Annotated in this window: 17 protein-coding genes; 12 read left to right on the forward strand and 5 right to left on the reverse strand. The window is 58.0% G+C overall.

Annotation, left to right across the window (positions count from 1 at the left end; all coding sequences use genetic code 11):
- Window positions 1–21 precede the first annotated feature (21 nt).
- Both C7H10_RS07140 and C7H10_RS07145 read right to left on the reverse strand, forming a co-directional pair.
- Window positions 22–1,320, reverse strand: coding sequence for a hypothetical protein (locus tag C7H10_RS07140; protein ID WP_244178214.1), 1,299 nt, complete (start codon window positions 1,318–1,320; stop codon window positions 22–24).
- 45 nt (window positions 1,321–1,365) lie between these two features.
- Window positions 1,366–2,004 (reverse strand): DUF1826 domain-containing protein, encoded by a 639-nt coding sequence (locus C7H10_RS07145; protein WP_106694313.1) that lies wholly within the window; start codon window positions 2,002–2,004, stop codon window positions 1,366–1,368.
- 235 nt (window positions 2,005–2,239) lie between these two features.
- On the opposite strand from C7H10_RS07145, the gene C7H10_RS07150 reads away from it, so the two are divergent.
- Window positions 2,240–3,076: a substrate-binding periplasmic protein gene (locus C7H10_RS07150; protein WP_244178215.1), complete on the forward strand. Its 837-nt coding sequence runs from the start codon at window positions 2,240–2,242 to the stop codon at window positions 3,074–3,076.
- Here the strand turns inward: C7H10_RS07150 and C7H10_RS07155 are convergent.
- Window positions 3,071–4,030, reverse strand: coding sequence for a sensor domain-containing diguanylate cyclase (locus tag C7H10_RS07155; RefSeq protein ID WP_106694314.1), 960 nt, complete (start codon window positions 4,028–4,030; stop codon window positions 3,071–3,073). The genes C7H10_RS07150 and C7H10_RS07155 overlap by 6 nt on opposite strands.
- Before the next feature lie 165 nt (window positions 4,031–4,195).
- Between C7H10_RS07155 and C7H10_RS07160 the strand changes: the two genes are divergently transcribed.
- The 4 genes from C7H10_RS07160 to C7H10_RS07175 all read left to right on the forward strand — a co-directional run bounded on the left by C7H10_RS07160 (window position 4,196) and on the right by C7H10_RS07175 (window position 6,647).
- On the forward strand, window positions 4,196–4,870 hold the full coding sequence (locus C7H10_RS07160; protein WP_106694315.1) for a Frag1/DRAM/Sfk1 family protein: 675 nt from the start codon (window positions 4,196–4,198) through the stop codon (window positions 4,868–4,870).
- A gap of 69 nt (window positions 4,871–4,939) precedes the next feature.
- Entirely contained in the window at window positions 4,940–5,404 is a 465-nt protein-coding gene (locus C7H10_RS07165; RefSeq protein WP_228263862.1) for a YchJ family protein, read from the forward strand.
- A gap of 116 nt (window positions 5,405–5,520) precedes the next feature.
- Window positions 5,521–6,417, forward strand: a complete 897-nt coding sequence (rarD, locus tag C7H10_RS07170; protein ID WP_106694316.1) for an EamA family transporter RarD — start codon at window positions 5,521–5,523, stop codon at window positions 6,415–6,417.
- Window positions 6,414–6,647 (forward strand): DUF3565 domain-containing protein, encoded by a 234-nt coding sequence (locus tag C7H10_RS07175; RefSeq protein ID WP_106694317.1) that lies wholly within the window; start codon window positions 6,414–6,416, stop codon window positions 6,645–6,647. Before rarD ends, C7H10_RS07175 begins: the two co-directional genes overlap by 4 nt.
- Here C7H10_RS07175 and C7H10_RS07180 read toward each other — a convergent pair.
- Window positions 6,626–7,507 (reverse strand): LysR family transcriptional regulator, encoded by an 882-nt coding sequence (locus C7H10_RS07180; RefSeq protein WP_106694318.1) that lies wholly within the window; start codon window positions 7,505–7,507, stop codon window positions 6,626–6,628. The two genes, C7H10_RS07175 and C7H10_RS07180, sit on opposite strands and share 22 nt — an antisense overlap.
- A gap of 93 nt (window positions 7,508–7,600) precedes the next feature.
- Between C7H10_RS07180 and C7H10_RS07185 the strand changes: the two genes are divergently transcribed.
- Window positions 7,601–8,374, forward strand: coding sequence for a cation diffusion facilitator family transporter (locus C7H10_RS07185; RefSeq protein WP_058093018.1), 774 nt, complete (start codon window positions 7,601–7,603; stop codon window positions 8,372–8,374).
- Window positions 8,375–8,390: 16 nt separating this feature from the next.
- Here C7H10_RS07185 and C7H10_RS07190 read toward each other — a convergent pair whose 3' ends face one another.
- Window positions 8,391–9,740, reverse strand: coding sequence for a CHAD domain-containing protein (locus C7H10_RS07190; RefSeq protein WP_106694319.1), 1,350 nt, complete (start codon window positions 9,738–9,740; stop codon window positions 8,391–8,393).
- Between the two features lie 233 nt (window positions 9,741–9,973).
- Between C7H10_RS07190 and C7H10_RS07195 the strand changes: the two genes are divergently transcribed.
- The 6 genes from C7H10_RS07195 (at window position 9,974) to C7H10_RS07220 (ending at window position 16,734) form a co-directional block, all read left to right on the forward strand.
- Window positions 9,974–11,650 (forward strand): methyl-accepting chemotaxis protein, encoded by a 1,677-nt coding sequence (locus C7H10_RS07195; protein WP_106694320.1) that lies wholly within the window; start codon window positions 9,974–9,976, stop codon window positions 11,648–11,650.
- Window positions 11,651–11,766: 116 nt separating this feature from the next.
- Window positions 11,767–12,831, forward strand: coding sequence for a TRAP transporter substrate-binding protein (locus tag C7H10_RS07200; protein WP_106694518.1), 1,065 nt, complete (start codon window positions 11,767–11,769; stop codon window positions 12,829–12,831).
- A gap of 130 nt (window positions 12,832–12,961) precedes the next feature.
- Entirely contained in the window at window positions 12,962–14,083 is a 1,122-nt protein-coding gene (potA, locus tag C7H10_RS07205) for a spermidine/putrescine ABC transporter ATP-binding protein PotA (RefSeq protein ID WP_106694321.1), read from the forward strand.
- Entirely contained in the window at window positions 14,076–14,933 is an 858-nt protein-coding gene (gene potB / locus C7H10_RS07210) for a spermidine/putrescine ABC transporter permease PotB (protein WP_106694322.1), read from the forward strand. Before potA ends, potB begins: the two co-directional genes overlap by 8 nt.
- Window positions 14,930–15,700: a spermidine/putrescine ABC transporter permease PotC gene (gene potC / locus C7H10_RS07215; protein WP_058093013.1), complete on the forward strand. Its 771-nt coding sequence runs from the start codon at window positions 14,930–14,932 to the stop codon at window positions 15,698–15,700. The genes potB and potC overlap by 4 nt, the downstream gene beginning before the upstream one ends.
- Window positions 15,697–16,734 carry an extracellular solute-binding protein gene (locus C7H10_RS07220; protein WP_061332502.1) on the forward strand — a complete coding sequence of 346 codons (1,038 nt, stop codon included), beginning with the start codon at window positions 15,697–15,699 and terminating at the stop codon, window positions 16,732–16,734. The genes potC and C7H10_RS07220 overlap by 4 nt, the downstream gene beginning before the upstream one ends.
- Window positions 16,735–16,806 lie beyond the last annotated feature (72 nt).

Below are 16,806 nucleotides of genomic sequence, written 5' to 3' on the forward strand. Positions count from 1 at the left end.
GCGCTGTGTGATCGGTGTTGGTTAGTGAGCGTGATCGTGGTCGTGATCATCCATCAGGCCAAGCCAGACCAGGCTGGCGGCCGGGAAGTCCAGGGCGATGGTCCGCAGAACCTCCCGCTCATGGGTGTCGATTTCGATGATCGACTGACCATCCGGTGTCAGTGCAAACAGGCGGTCTTCGCTGGCCGACTCGGTAAACGCAACTTGGTCGCCCTCTGCCAGTGGATCCATAACGTCCAGGGTGGCAACCAGCAGCCAGCCGTCGGCCGGGTCGAACAACCGAAGCTTGCCGTCATTACCGAACACGTAGAAGGTTTCACCGTGACCATCAAAGCCCTGGGCAATGCGAGTGACGCCTTCGCCCAAGGTCAACTCCAGGTAGGGCTCGGCATCTTCCGGGTTGATGACGAAAAGCTGGTTTCCGGCAATGCCAACCAGGGCGTCGACGTCATGATGGGCAACCAGGGTGCCAATGCGGCTGCCGTCGATCAGGGTTGGTGGGTTATCCAGTTTTTCCGCAGGGAAGGTATCGTCTTCCAGATCGATCACCAGCACACCATCGGAGCAGCCGAAGGCCAGGGCATGGTGATTGGCTGCCGCGCCATGCAGGCGTGGGCATTGTTCAGCGTAGAGGTGTTCGTGGGTGAAACTGCCACCGTCCAGCTGGTAACGCTCAACTTCCGCTGGCAGGGTCGTATCGGTGATCGATGAATCACGACGGGTAACGAACAGGCGATCCCCAACCATCTTGGCAACGCCATGCATGTTGTTGTCACGACCCAGAGATGCGACCTCACTGTTACTTTCCAGGGAGTGGTCGGAGAAGACTGTCACCTTGGCGTTGGCCGCGCTGGCCGCGCCGTCGTAGAACACCACGCCATACTCTTCGCCGAGGGAATAGTGGGTGGGCCGGTGATCGTTCAGCGTCAGGCTCAGCATGGATGGCGTTTCCGCGTAATCATGCATGTGGTCGCCGTGGTCTTCGGTATAGAGTCCGCTGTCAACAAAGGACACCAGGTCATCTCCACGCTGGATGACTACCCCATACCGTGCGTTGGGTGATCGGTACAGGCGGGGTGCCTCACCGTCCAGGGGGAATTGTTCCAGTATGCTTCCGTCGTCCAGGTCCATCACCTTGATCTGTGAGCCGGTGCTGTCATAAATGGCCAGGCGCCCGGCGGTCTCGATCTCTGTGTGGTCGTGACCGTCACTGGAGCTGCTGCCGCCGCATCCAGAAAGCATGAGTGCTGAGGCTGCGACAATGGATGTAATGATCAGCCTTGGTGTTACCGGTTTTTGAGCGGGGGGTGCTAGTTTCATTGAATTCTCACTCCTTTGTTCATGTTATAACGTTGCATTAAAAGTTCAGGATGAAAGCCAATCGAGGCCAACAATCAGTCTTGGGGTGCCATTCGGCTGCGGTGAACGATGCACCAGTCCCCGGCCCTCATTGCCCTCCCATGCTTCGCCCTTCAGAAGGGCGACGGCGGCAGTGGGTATGGTTTGAATTTGATCTGAGGGAACACTTTGCTCTGGCAGAGGGCCTTCACCGGCAGGGCGGGTAACGAGGGTTTCGGGTAGCCACTCGGTTCCTGGCCCGCGGTATGTGCAAAGCAGTCGCACCGGTACCCGATCCACATGAAATCTGGGGCACATAGTGTCGGCCAGAACATGTATGCGAAGACCTATCGCTTCAGGCTCAAACAAGCACTGATACATCTCTGCCAGCTCGTCGACATCGGCAACCCAGTGGTTGGAACCTTCGATATCAAGAGCCCACCCGGGCAATGCAGTGGCCGCACTTTGCCCACGTTCGAGGCTAACGAAACGCTCAAGGTTCCCCGCGCGGTTACAGAATTCATTTACGAATGCGACCCAGCGGTTGTTCCGGGGTCTCTGCCAGACGGCCAGGTTAACGTTGTCACGGAGTATTTCCGCAAGGCACCGTGCATTTCGGCCGTGGACACTCAGGGAGCGTTCGAGGTTATGAGGGTGTTGTGTCATTGCTAGAGCCTCTTGGTCTGGCGAGATAAGCTGAATCCGGGCTGATAATGTTATGTTATAACATATTATTTGTGAAGGGCTGACACGAATTGGCGAAACTGGTTTGAGGAAGTTGACCGGGGTTTGAGAGATATCAAGTTTTCAGCCTGCCGGTCCCCGGGATCGGTGATACACTCAATTTAGTTCATTTTATCAGCCAGTTTGCAGCGGCTGCTTTCTCGCATCAGGAGACTGTGTGTCAATCAACGTGACGATTGGTGGGGCGATGACAAGGCTCGTGCTTGCCTGCTTGATGATGGTGTCGGTAAGCCATCGCGGGGTCGCGGCCGGAGAGCCTGAAAGGTTGGTATGCAGTACACTCGTGGCCAGTGGTAATCCTCAGTATCCACCCCTGCTATGGCGTTCAGACCGGTCGCCCGGGGAGCTGATTGGCGCTATACCAGAATTTTTGCGGGAGCTGACAGAGCCGCTCGGAGTCAAGGTTGAGGTTCGGGACAAGGGATCCTGGGCCAGGGTACAGCATCTTGCAAAGCTGGGTGATCTTGATCTCGTGGCCGGCGCTTTCATGACATCGGAGCGCATTGGTTATATGGATTATGTGTTGCCGCCGATGACTCACTTGCCCACCAGCGTCTGGGTGCCAAAGGACCGGCCTTTTGAGTATCGCCATTGGCCGGATTTGCTTATGAAACGGGGCAGCACCCTGATCAACAACAGTTTTGGTCAGCGTTTCGATCAGTACGCAAAAGCAAACCTGATGATCGAAGGGGTGCGCACGATAGAGCAGTCATTCCTCATGGCCAGGGCGGGTCGAGTTGACTATGTGTTGTACGAGCAACTTCAGGGGCAGGTGAAACTCCAGACGCTCGGGCTTGCCGGCGATTTTATTGCGCTGGACCCACCGATTTCGAGGGAGGGGCTGTTCTTTGCGTTTCCAAAAGGCTCACCGTGCAATTCAGAATCCTTCAGGGAAGCTTTTATGGAACGGCTCTCGCACCTGACGGTGAACAGAAGATTGCCAGCGCTTATCGAGGAATATACGGTCCGGTACGTTGGCAATCAGGGTTTATAACGGTGCATCGAGGTTGACCTGACGACGCCCAAGCTCTTTCGAGCGATAGAGTGCCCGGTCTGCTCGGTGTAGCAGGTCTTCCAGGCGCTGGTCTTGCCGCCCCAGACGGGTAATCCCAAAACTCGCGCTGATCTGGATTGCATGGTTCCGATAATCCACTGTGAGGCTGGTCAGCGCACTCAGAAGTCGGTGAGCGGTATCCAGAGCTTCCTGCTCCGTGGTTTCCGGGAGCAGGAGTGCGAATTCTTCGCCGCCCATCCTGGCAAGGATGTCATAGTCGCGGATGTTCTCACCAAGCGTTGAAGATACCTTGCGAAGCACCTCATCGCCCGCCTCGTGACCGTGGGTGTCGTTGACTTGCTTGAAATGGTCGAGGTCCATCATGATCAGTGCCATCGGGGACTGTTGTCGCAGGGCGCGGCTGAGTAGTTGATTGCCAAGCTCAAAGAACGCCCGGCGATTCCTGAGCCTGGTCAGTTCATCCTCGAACGCGGCGGCCCGAGCCCGCTCGTGGGCTTCGTGTAACGCCAGCTCCATGTTCTTTCGTTCAGTTATGTCAGTTGCAATCTCCAGCCTCGCCAGCCGACCATCTGTCCACTGAATAGCCTGGTCCCGGCATTGGTACCAGCGTTGGTCGAGCTGGTTCTGGAACTCCCAGACATGAGGTGCGTTGGCGGTGCCGTCATCGGCGACAAGTAGGTCATTCGTGCAGAAAGAGCAAGGGCCGTCGCTGTCTTGCAGCACCTGCCAGCATCTGCGGCCGTCTATGCTGCCCCAGATGCGGCGGCCGTAGGCGTTCATGTAAAGTAATTCGTGGGTCTCGAAGTCAGACACATAAACCAGGGCATCGAGATTGTCGAGCACGGCCTGCAGGCCCTCGGCGGAGGTACTGGTGTCCGGAACCGGTTTTTCCGGCTGGGCGGGTAGGTTGATGGTTGGTATCCCGGATCTCATTGGTACTTTTGTCTTCGCTTGATTTTTCGCCAATGTGTTGCCGAGTATGGCGTTTTTGGCCGTCGCCTGCACCTGGAATCTGTCTTATTCTTGGGTTTGTGCCTACGTTTGCCATCCGACTTCGGATGGTGTTCGTCAGAGAAAAAACGTTTCAGGAGCAACGGTATGGGGCATCGATCTTTGCCACTATGGTGGTTGGCGTTTGCAGCGGCACTGATTCCCTTGCTGACGATCCACCTGACCTTTGCCGTGTCGGTAATAGAAGGGTATGTGTCGTGGTGTGTGCCGTATTGGGACAGCTGCACCAGCATCAGCCGAACCGGTCGCCACGGTACCGCTTATTTCATTTTTAAGGGGACCATGCTGCCGGCAGCACTGCTGGGGATTTTGTTCTGGTGGCTGAACGGTCTCTGGTTGCGCCAGCTTGGTGTTCAGGCTCGGCGCGTTGCCTGGATTCCATGGCTCGGTTTGATTGCCTGTGCTGCCCTCGCCTTTTATACCCTGGCGCTGGGCCATGCGGGGGACGGTTTTAACCTGACTCGCCGTATTGGCGTTGTTCTGTACTTTTCATTCACCTATCTGTGCCAGTTGCTGGTCAGCGCCTGTCTGTTGAACCATCCCCGGTGGCATGCCTCCGGCCTGCGCTTGTTACGTCTTTGTCAGCTGACGCTGGCAGTAGGCATTCTCTCGGTGATTCTGACGGCGGTGGTGCCGGACTGGTACAGCCAGAAAGACGATGCCTTTGAGTGGGTGCTGGCGCTGCTGATCAACCTGCACGCGCTCTGGCTGGCTTTGCTGTGGCGGCGCAGCGGGTTTCGCGCCAGGCTGTGGGCAGATTGACGGCCTGCGGGACAGGCCGGGGCCGGCTTGCTAGACTGCCGGCAAAACGGACCTCATGAGCCTGCCACCATGACCACGATGACATCATCAAGCCCGTGCCCCTGTAGCAGCGGCAAGGCCTACCAGGATTGCTGCCAGCGCTGGCATTCCGGGCAGCCGGCACCTACCCCCGAGGCGCTGATGCGCTCTCGCTATGCGGCGTTTGTGCTGCGCAATCCCGACTACCTGATGGCCACCTGGCATCCGGATACCCGGCCCACGGAGCTGGGGCTGGAAAACTCTCCGGAGTGGGCATCACTGCAGGTTCTGGATGCCAGTGAGCAGGGCGCCCGTGGCCGTGTCCACTTCCGTGCGCTCTACCGGGCCGGAGTTGGTTGGGGTTATCTGGAGGAAATCTCGGAGTTTGTGCGGGAAGGCGATCGCTGGTTTTACGTGGCCGGCGAAACGAGCGAGGGTGCCCTCAAACCCGGCCGCAACGAACCTTGCCCGTGCGGCAGCGGGAGAAAGTACAAAGCCTGTTGCCTGAAAGGCTGATAACAGGAAATCCTGCAACATTGAGGAGGTCAGACGTTAGTGCCGGGTTAGGATAATTCATGGGGTTCCCGTCACCCTTGGTGTGCTAGATTATCTCGTCCAGTGATGAGGAACCTATGCACTCAAAGACCCCGGTTAACCCGGAAACCACCAAAGGCGTTCTCTATGGGCTGGCTGCCTACACCATGTGGGGCAGTTTTCCCCTGTACTTCGCGTTGTTTGAGGGAATTCCCGCCTGGGAAGTTCTGATTCACAGGGTAATCTGGTCCTGCCTGTTTCTCGCCATCGTGATTTCCCTTCTCACACGCTGGCCGGCGGTAATCGCAGCGTTGAAGCAGCCAAAGAGGCTGGGTTTCGTACTCGGTTGTGCGGTGTTTATTGCCCTGAACTGGGGTGTCTACATTTATGCGGTGGAAACCCGGCACGTGCTGCAGGCCAGCCTGGGCTATTTCCTTACCCCACTGGTGAACGTGGCGATGGGGCTGCTGATCCTGGGGGAGCGAATTTCACGCCTGCAAGTGGTTGCGGTGGCCCTTGCGGCGGTGGCGATTCTGTACCAGTTTGTCCTGCTGGGAGAGCTGCCCTGGATTACTCTGGTGCTGGCGTTCAGCTTTGGTACCTATGGGCTGCTGCGAAAGAAAGTCGAGCTGGATGGGCTGTCCGGCCTGTTTGTGGAAACTCTGCTGTTGCTGCCGCTGGGGCTGTTGACGCTGGCCTGGCTGTCATTGGCGGGTTTGTCTCACTTTGGTGGCACCAGCTACAGTACCTTGCTGTTGCTTTCCAGCGGTGCGGTTACTGCCATTCCCCTGCTGGCCTTCGCCGGTGCCGCCCGGCGGCTGAAGCTCTCGACGGTGGGGTTTCTGATGTACATCAACCCCACTATCCAGTTCCTGATTGCGCTTTTTGTGTTCCACGAGCCCCTGAGCACCGCAAAACTGGTGAGCTTTAGCATGATCTGGGTGGCGCTGGGGATTTATTCCTGGTCGGCCTGGGATCAAAGGGGGAGATCATGAAACAGCGCATCATCGGCTATCACCAAGACGACGAAAACCATTGGGTGGCGCAGCTGGCCTGCGGGCATAACCAGCATGTGCGCCACGATCCGCCGTGGGTGAACCGCCCATGGGTTGTTACCCCGGAAGGGCGGCAGGCCATGCTGGGAGTTGAGCTGGACTGCAAAAAGTGTGACGAGGGTGCTCCGGCCGATGAGCAGCCGGGCCCTCAGGCCATCGTCTCCAGATAGGCTTCCAGTTCGTCGGCTAGCCAGCCTACCACGGCGCCGCCCTGGGCCTGTTCTGATTCCAGGGCGCTGAACACCTTCCACCAGCGCGCGCTGCGGTGGTGGATGGTTTTCAGTTGTTCTTTCCGCAGTGCCTCAGCAATTAACGGTAACGGCAGGTCGGCCCAGCCGGCACCGTCCATCACCGCATCCCGGATCAACTCGTACTGGGTAAACGCCAGGTAGTTGGCGGTTTCCGGTGAGTCTGCCACCAGCACTGAATCCTGCATGTAGGCGATGGTGATTTCGGTGTGGCTGATCAGATCGTCCTGGGTTACCCGTTTGAGCTGGCTAAGCGGATGCTCGGGCGCAGCGACGGTCAGCATGCGCACGTCAGCCAGCTCGCGGAACCATTGGTAGCCCTCATTCATCAGTTCCGGCATCAGGCCGTAGGCGACATCCACCGACTGGTTACGGACCAGCGAGGGCAGTTCTCGCGGAGGCGCAAGATAGATCGACAGGCTGGTTTGCGGAAACCGCTGTTTCAGGCGGCGCAGGATGTCTCGCCACACGTCCTCGGGAATGGCATCGTCCCGGGCGATGCGCAACACCGATTCGGCGCCGCTCAGGTGGTGCTGGCAGCGGGCCTGTATCTGGCCGGCGACCTGATCAAAGCGCCGACAGTCGGTGAGAATGGACTGGCCGATGGAGGTCAGATGCAGCTGGTTACCGCTGCGTTCAAACAATTCAACCCCCAGCTCATCCTCCAGCGAGGCCAACACAGTGCTGACCGTCGTCCGGCTGCGGTTCAGCTCGCGGGCGGCCGCGGCCACGCTGCCGTTCCGGACTACGGATAGAAAGGTTTTAATCTGGGAAGTTTTCATGCTTATCTCGTTGCGCCGGATTTTCCGTCGCTCAGCGACTCACGCCTTCGTGGTGATGCCGATAATATGGCCGGCAATTCTCAGGAGGTCAAAATGTTTACTTCTCTGGCGCGGGAAAATATGGCGCTGACATTATCTGCGGCCGGTGCGGGCTTGTTTGCTGTCGTCGGTATCGGCTGGGGGCTTTGGGTTGATTCCCTGGTCATTCTTTTCGATGGCGCCTACTCACTGATCAGCCTGGCGCTGTCCCTGCTTTCTCTCTATGCCGCTCGCCTGGTGCGTCGGCCAGCAACAGAAGACTATCCGTTTGGTTTGGGTGCGGTGGAGCCGCTGGTGATTGCGGTGAAAGGCCTGGTTATTGCCCTGGTGTGTGTGCTTTCGCTGGCCTCGGCGGTGGTTTCGCTGCTGCAGGGAGGCCGTGCGGTGGCCGCTGATATGGCCATGGTGTTTGGTGCGGTGAACGTGGTGGGCTGCCTGGCCGTGTGGGTGTACCTGCGTTGGTCCAGCTTTCAGAACGACTCTGGCCTGGTCAGGGCCGAGCAGAGGCAGTGGCTGATGGACAGCGCCCTGAGTGCTGCTGTGATGATCGGTTTTGCCGCCGCCTGGATGCTGGAGAAAAGTCAGTGGTCAGAGCTGGCAGTATACGCAGACCCGGTGATGATGCTGGTGATCTCGGTGTATTTCATGACCGTGCCGGTGAAGATGATTCTGGAGTCAGTGCGGGAGTTGCTGCTGGCGGCACCCTCGGAAGAGGCCATGGACGATATCCAGGAAACCCTGGAAGACCTTGGCTTGAATCCGGGCCAGGTGAGAGTGGCGAAGCTGGGCCCCAACCTGCTCCTGGAAGCTCGTATGGTCAGAATCTGAATCTGATGTTCTGGCATCAGCCAGCTTTCAGCCCGCCGATGGACAGAATCAGTCTGCGGGTGTCGTCCTTTTTGATGATCAGGTGGTCCAGCAGTGCCTGAAGTGCGCCGTTTGGATCCTCCGGGTAGTTTGAAGCAAACCGTTTGACCAGCTCAATCTGGACATGCAGATCCTGGAACCGGCCATAGAGATCCTGGCGCTGTCGCAGGGTCTTAAGGGCGGATTTCCAGCTGTCGATGTCCAGTTCCATCAGGTAGCGGATGCGCTTCAGGAGTTTGCGCAGATTGTGGATGTCCTCATCTGGCGAGTCGTGCAGCAGTTCTGCGGTTTTCCGGTTGAACATTCGTAGCCGGTGCTCAACGCTTTTTTGAATGTCCCTGGTACTGAGTTTGTCGATCAGTTTGCGGAATTGCCGTGACTGCAGCTCGTCTTCCCAGCTGTGCAGGCTCTGCCGGTAACGTTTGCTTGCAAGCCGTTTCGCCAGTTTTTTCTGTTCCTTGTCCACCCGCGCGCAGACCCATTGCTCCAGTGCCCGCAGGAGTTCTGGCTGGTCACTGCATAGCTGCGGCAGATCCTGGCTGAATACGTGCAGGTCCCGCAGGTTGCTCGTGGCCTGGGCGTGTCGTTTCAGGTGGGAGATGTGGCTCTTCAGTGATTTGTTTCCGGTTACCTCGGCCAGGGATTCGGCCACGGCGCGGCTGCGACGAAGGGCAATGCGATACTGGTGGAGAAACTCATCGTCCAGGCCGAGCATCACCCCCCGATGTAACTGGGTAAGACTCTCGGCCTGCCCCAAAAGCACTGACGGAGTGTCTTTGACCGTCGCTTTGCCGGCGTTCTTGTGCCGTTTCTGATTCTTGCGATTGAACGCCTCGAAACTGAAATCCACAGGGGTCAGGAAGGTTTCAAGCCGCCCCTCCCGTTTGCCGAGCTTGCGCCAGTGTTTGATTGGCAACCGTATGTGAATAAAGCTGGCCGTTGGGAGTTCAAAGGGAGCGTGCGGCACCAGGATTGCTGCCAGCTCCAAAAGAGCCGGGTTGTGCCCGACAATGGCCAGTGTTTGCGCCTGATCGTCACAGTTCTGCAGCCACTGTAATAGACGCCGGTAATCAAAGGTATAGAGTTCCGGGTTAGTGTAAATCTGTGCTTCACCAATCGAGGGAGGCAGGATGCCTTTCAGCGTTTGTTGGGCGCGCAGGGCAGGGCTTGCGTGAATCTCTCCTGCCATGGCCCCGTAACGCAGCAGTGCCCGCCCCAGCGGTGCCAGCTGTTGCTCGCCTCTTGGGTTAAGCGGGCGGTCCTTGTCGCTGAGGTTGTCGTTATCCCAGCTGGATTTGGCATGGCGGATGAGAAAAAGGTGTTTCACGGTGAGCTCTCCCCGGCACGGCTGACATGAAACTTTAGTCTGACACAAGCTCAAGTCGTTTACATGACGGCCGATACCCGAACTACCCGAAAGGCTTGATACAAATGGCCTGGCAACAAAGTCGACATGTTTGTACTTAAGTATTGGTATACAGGCGTTGACAAACTGGAACAGCCTTGTACGTGGCACTGTGGATAATCCCGAGGCCTGAGCAGACAATCCGGAGCAGAACCATGACATTGTTGAGCAACCTGACCATCCGAGCCCGCCTGTTGATTGGCGTACTAGTGCCCGTACTGATTACGGCGGGTACCATTGCCTGGATCACCGCCAGCCAGATTCAGGCAAACGGAGAAGCCGAGTTAGAACGCCTGGAGGAAGAGCTTCTGGATGCCCGTAAGGAAGGCCTGAAGAATCTCGTGGAAACGGCCCGGGCAGTGGTCATGGATGCCAAGAACAACTCCGGGTTATCGGATAGAGAAGCCCGCGAGGAAGCCCGCAAACGGCTACGCTCCATCACATTCGGGCAGGATAACTACGTTTTTGCCTACGCCCGTAATCTGGATAATCTCGCCTACGCTCCGGACCCCTCCCGCGAGGGCCCGACGACCAACCCCACGACACAGAAACTGGTTCGGGATCTGTTCTCCGCGGCGGGAACCGACGGCTTCTATGAGTATGACTGGACAAACCCCGCCTCGGGCGAGGTAGAGCCGAAAGTGTCTTATTCAAGCATCATCCCGGGCTGGGACTGGATGATGGGTGCCGGTATCTACGTCACCGATATTGAGCGGGTATTGGTTGAGGCACGAAAGGAAATCGATTCGGCCATGGCGGCGGCCATGGGCTTTATCCTGTTGGTGACCTTCATTGTGGTTGCGGTGTCCCTGATCATCGGCCTGGTGATTGGCCGCACCGTGACAGCGCCACTGAACAAAGTCAGTAACATCATGCAGGAAATTGCCGATGGCGATGGCGATCTGCGCCAGCGTTTGCCGGAGGATGGCAAAGACGAGTTGGCGGAACTTGGCCGCCGGTTCAATCATTTTGTGGTCAAGATTCAGGATACTATTCGTGAAGTGGGCTCCACCACCGATCAGGTCGCCTCGGCCGCCGAAGAGCTGAGCCGTGTGGCCAACGAAACCCGGCAGTCGGTTCAGGAACAGGGCTCGGAAACAGACCAGATTGCGTCGGCGATCAACGAGATGGCAGCCACCATCCAGCAGATTTCCGGCAATGCCAATGAAGTGGAAAGCGCCGCTTCAGACGCCGACCGCATGGCCCGTGAGGGTGGTGAAACCATCACCAGCGCGCAAGGAGCCGTCAACCAGCTGTCAGAAGAAATGGAGAGCACGGCGGCCAGCATCAACGCCCTGGCGGAGAAGTCCAATGATATCCAGCAGGTTCTGGATGTGATCCATGCCGTCACCGAGCAGACCAACCTGCTGGCGCTGAACGCGGCCATCGAAGCGGCACGGGCGGGTGAGCACGGTCGTGGCTTCTCGGTGGTGGCGGACGAGGTTCGGCAGCTGGCCAAACGCTCTGCGGAATCCGCCGATCAGATTCGGGAAATGATTGATGGCTTTGTGGCCGAATCCAAGGCGTCTGTTGAACGGATGAATCATTCCCGCAAGAGTTCCGAAGCCACTGTCGAGCGCATCAATCACGCCACTGGTGCGCTGAACACCATTGTGACGTCGGTGACCCAGATCCATGATCAGGTAACCCAGATTGCTACGGCCGCGGAGCAGCAGAGCCAGGTGGCGGAAGAAATCAACCAGAACGTGGTGCGTATTGTGGATGCGGCCCAGCGCAGTGACACCGGTGTTACCCAGACCAATGAAGCCATTCACGAGCTGGCGCGGCTGGGTGAAAACCTGCGCGAGCTGGTGAGCCAGTTCAAGGTCTGATACCGGCGAGGCCGGCCTGCCGCATTGGCGTGGCTGGCCTCCACGGTTATCATGGCTTTCCGTTATTTGTTCGTTTTACCCTCAAAGCAATAACAATGGAAGCCAACACCATGTCTATGCTCAGAATCTTCGTGGCGGCCCTTACGATGGTTGCCCTGCTGACCAGCCCGTTTGCGGTGGCCGAGAAAACCTACACCATCCGCCTGGCTGAAACCTGGGGCCCGAACTCCAAAATCCTCGGTGAGACTCCCCGCAATATGGCCGCGATGGCAGAGCGGATGTCCAACGGCCGTCTGAAGTTCCGAATTGATTCCTCGAACAAGCACAAGGCGCCCTTCGGTATTTTTGACCTGGTGCGCAACGGCCAGTATGACATGGGCCACACTGCCTCGTACTACTACAAGGGCACCATCCCCAACGCCATGTACTTCACCACCATACCGTTTGGCATGATCACGCCGGAAATGTATGCCTGGTTCTACCACGATGATGGCATGGCGCTGATGCAGAAGGTCTACGAGCCCTATGGCCTGCTGTCGTTTCCGGGCGGTAATACCAGCAACCAGATGGGTGGTTGGTTTCGCAAGGAAATCAACTCCCTGGACGACCTCAAAGGCCTGAAGATGCGCACCCCGGGCTTTGCCGGAGAAGTGATGGCCGAGCTGGGTGTAGCGGTTACCAACCTGCCGCCAGGCGAGCTATACACCGCCCTGGAGCGGGGCACCATTGATGCTGTGGAATGGGTTGGCCCGGCGCTGGACTTCCAGATGGGCTTTCACCAGATCGCCAAGTACTACTATTCCGGTTGGCAGGAGCCCAATGCCGAGGTGCAGTTCCTGATCAACAAGAAAACCTGGGATTCGCTGCCGGCCGATCTTCAGGAAATTCTGCGGGTATCCATGCGCACCGCAGCCTATGACATGTACATCCAGAGCACCCACGAGAGCGGTGTCGCCTGGAGCCGCATGACCGAGGACTATCCGGACGTCACCCACAAAGTGTTCCCGCCGGAAGTGATCAACGCCCTGCGTGACACCACCAATCGCCTGCTGGATGAGTTCGCGGAGAAAGACGAGCTGGCCCGTGAAATCATCACCTCCCAGCGCGACTACCTCGGACAGGTACGGCCCTGGACCAACATTTCTGACAAAGCCTATCTGGATAGCGTTGCAGATCAGTGAGCAGCATGTTGGCAAACCTGCCGAAGTGAGCTGAGATCAAGGGGCGTCGGGATTGCGGATTATCCCGACGCCCCTTTCTGTTTGCCCCTGTTTCTGGAAAAATAAGCCGCTCATTCTGTGGGCAGGGCCGATGAAACAGACACTGCTATCTCTGAGCAACCTCTCCAAGCAATTTGACGGCAAAACGGTACTGGATTCGCTGGATCTGGAGATCCTTGATGGCGAGTTCATTACCCTGTTGGGGCCGTCCGGTTGTGGCAAAACCACCCTGTTGCGGTTGATGGCCGGTTTTGAGCATCCGGATGACGGTACCATTCTGCTGGGTGGCCAGGACCTGACCCACACCCCGCCGGAGAAACGCCCGCTCAACACCGTGTTCCAGAACTACGCCCTGTTCCCCCATATGTCGGTGTTCGACAACGTGGCTTATGGCCTGAAAATGGAAAAGCGCCCGAAGGAAGAGATCCGTCAGCGGGTCGACGAAGCCCTGGCCATGGTCCAGTTGGAGGAGTTTGCCCGGCGCAAACCACACCAGCTTTCCGGAGGCCAACAGCAGCGCGTGGCTATTGCCCGAGCGGTGGTCAAACGGCCGAAGATGCTGCTGCTGGACGAGCCCCTGTCAGCCCTGGACTACAAACTGCGGCGTACCATGCAGGTGGAGCTTAAGCGCCTGCAGCGGGAACTCGGGATTACCTTCGTATTCGTGACCCACGACCAGGAAGAAGCCTTGTCCATGTCAGACCGGGTCGTGGTGCTCAAGGATGGCCTGATCCAGCAACTGGGCACTCCCAGGGAAGTCTACGAGCGGCCGGCCAACCTGTTCACCGCCCGGTTCGTGGGCGAGACCAATTTCTTCCCGGGCCGCATCGACAAAGCCAACGGCGATGACACCATTACCGTGGATGTGTTTGGCCTGAAACGCACCTTTCGCAAACCCGACTTCCCGGTGGCCGCCGGCCAGCCCCTGCACGTTCTGTTGCGCCCGGAGGACATCCGGGTTCTGGCGCCGGATGACGATGACGGTGTGGCCGGCAAGGTGGTGGAGCGGAACTACAAGGGCAGCACCCTGGATTCGGTTATTCACCTTGAGGACAGCACCGAGGTACTGGCGTCGGAATTCTTCGACGAAGACGATCCCACCTTTGACTACCGATTGGGTGAGCCGGTGAAGGTGAGCTGGGTAGATGGCTGGGAATGGCTGCTTCCCATGGAGAGCCCGGAAGCTGAAGCGGAAGCCAACCTGGATGAGTAGCGTCACGCAGCAGCCGTTTCGCACGGCGGTACTGGTGCTGGTCTGGGGCTGGCTGCTGTTCCTGGTACTGACCCCGAATCTGCTGGTGGTGGGCGCCAGCGTGATGACCCGGGACCCAGGCAGCTTTCTGTCCCTGCCTCTGAACCTGGACGCCTACCGGCAGTTGATGAACCCCCTGTACCTGGACGTGTTCCTGCACTCCCTGTACATGGCGGCCATGACCACCCTGATCTGCCTGCTGATCGGCTATCCTTTCGCCTGGGCGCTGACCAAGGTTGGCAAGCAGCGGCAAATGTTGCTGATTTTCCTGCTGATCGTACCCTTCTGGACCAATTCACTGGTGCGCACCTATGCCCTGAAGCTGCTGCTGGCCACCAATGGCCTGCTGAATAACGCGCTGATGTCCCTGGGCATAATCGAAGAGCCCCTGCGGATGCTTTACACCGAGGGAGCCGTGATTGTCGGCTTGGTGTATTTGCTGCTGCCGTTCATGATCCTGCCGCTGTATGCGGTTTTTGATGACCTGAGGGAAGATTTGCTTCGGGCGTCTCACGATCTTGGCGCCGGCCGCTTGGCGACCTTTGTTCATGTGATTGTGCCGCTTACCCTGCCCGGTGTGCTGGCGGGCGTTATGCTGGTGCTGTTGCCGGCCATGGGGCTGTTCTTTGTGCCGGATATTCTCGGCGGCTCCCGCAACTTGCTGGTGGGTAACGTCATCAAGAACCAGTTCCTGGATGCTCGTAACTGGCCCTTCGGCGCCGCCGCCAGCATCGTGTTGACCCTGGCCATGGCGTTTCTGATGTTTGCTCACCGCCTGAGTAAGCGGCGGATCGGGGAGGACGGTGTATGAGCCGCTGGTTGCCCCGCACCTACCTGACCCTGGTGTATGTTCTGCTGTACGTACCCATCATCGTGTTGGTGGTGTTTTCCTTCAACGATTCCCGTAGCGGTTACGAATGGGGTGGTCTTAGCCTGCGCTGGTATGAGGCGCTGTTCAATAACCGGGCCATGGTGCAGGCCATGTGGAACTCCCTGTGGCTGGCGTTGTCTGCCGCCACTGTGTCGACCATGATTGGTGCCCTCACCGCCCTGGCCCTTCATCGGTACCGGTTCCGGGGCAAGAAGCTGCTCAATGGCATGCTGTTTATCGTGATGATGTCGCCGGAGATCGTGCTGGCGATTTCACTGCTGGCGCTGTTCCTGTTAGTGGGCCTGAAACTGGGCTATGTGTCGTTGCTGCTGGCCCATGTCACCTTCTGTCTGCCGTTTGTGGTGATTACGGTCATGGCACGCCTGAGCGGCTTTGACGAACGCCTGCCGGAAGCCGCGCGGGATCTGGGTGCCAGCGATTTCACCATGACCCGCACGGTGCTGATCCCGGTGATCATGCCGGCTTTGGTGGCAGGCTGGCTGTTGGGGTTTACACTGTCACTGGACGATGTGGTCGTCAGTACCTTTGTCAGCGGCCCGAGTTATGAAATTCTGCCCCTGCGCATCTACTCCATGGTGCGGGTAGGGCTGAAGCCGGAAGTGAATGCATTGGGTACGCTGTTGCTGGTGTTCTCACTGTTCATGTTGATCTTGTCTCAATGGATATTGCTAAGGAGTAGACGATGAAGAAACTGGCACTGGCCGGTATGCTGGCCATAGGCCTGACCGGGTGTAGCTCTGAAGACCCGCAGGTGCTGAACCTGTACAACTGGTCCGAGTACATGCCCCAGGAAGTCCTGGACAGGTTCACCGAGGAAACCGGTATTCAGGTGGTTTACACCACCTACGACAGCAACGAAGCCATGTATGCCCGGCTGAAGTTGCTGGACGAGAGCGCTGCCTATGACCTGGCTGTGCCTTCCACCTATTACGTCAGCAAAATGCGCCAGGAAGACCTCCTGATGCCCATTGATCGCAGCAAGATTGAAGGCTTTGGTAACCTGGACGACGATCTGGTGAACCTGGATATTGACCCGGACAACCAGTACAGCATTCCTTATCTCTGGGGCACCACTGGCATCGCGGTGGACACCGATGACGTGGAAGGCGAGGTGACGGCCTGGGCAGATCTCTGGGATGAGCGCTTCCAGGGCCGTGTCATGCTGACCAACGACATGCGCGAAGTGTTCCACGTGGGCCTGCGGGTACTGGGTTATTCCGGTAACAGCACTGACCCGCAGGAAATCGAAGAAGCCTACGAAAAACTGGCGGAATTGATGCCGTCTGTGCGCACCTTCAACTCTGATGCGCCCCGCATGCCCTACCTGGAAGGCGAAGCCGACGTGGGCATGATCTGGAACGGCGAGGCGGTGATGGGTAAGGAAACCATGCCGAGCCTGGAATACGTGTACCCGGAGGAAGGCATCATTGCCTGGCTCGACAGCTTCGTGATCCCGAAGAATGCCCGTAACCCGGAAGCGGCCCACCAGTTCATCAGCTTTGTGTTGCAGCCGGAAATCGCAGCCCTGATCAGCGAAGATATTGGTTACGCGACGCCTAATCAGGCCGCGCTTGAGTTGCTGGATGAGTCCGTTGCTAACGACCGAGCTAGCTACCCGACCGATGCGGATATGGAGAATGCTGAATTCCAGGCGGATATCGGTGATGATGCTTTGCAGATCTACGCAAAGTTCTGGGAAATGCTGAAATCCGGCCGTTGAGGACTCCTACCAGGGCGGCCCAGTGCCGCCCTGAATTCTTCCCGCCAGAATAGTTCTGTAACTGCTGCCTAC

The organism is Marinobacter shengliensis (assembly GCF_003007715.1).
In the GTDB taxonomy this organism is placed as follows: Bacteria; Pseudomonadota; Gammaproteobacteria; order Pseudomonadales; family Oleiphilaceae; genus Marinobacter; species Marinobacter shengliensis.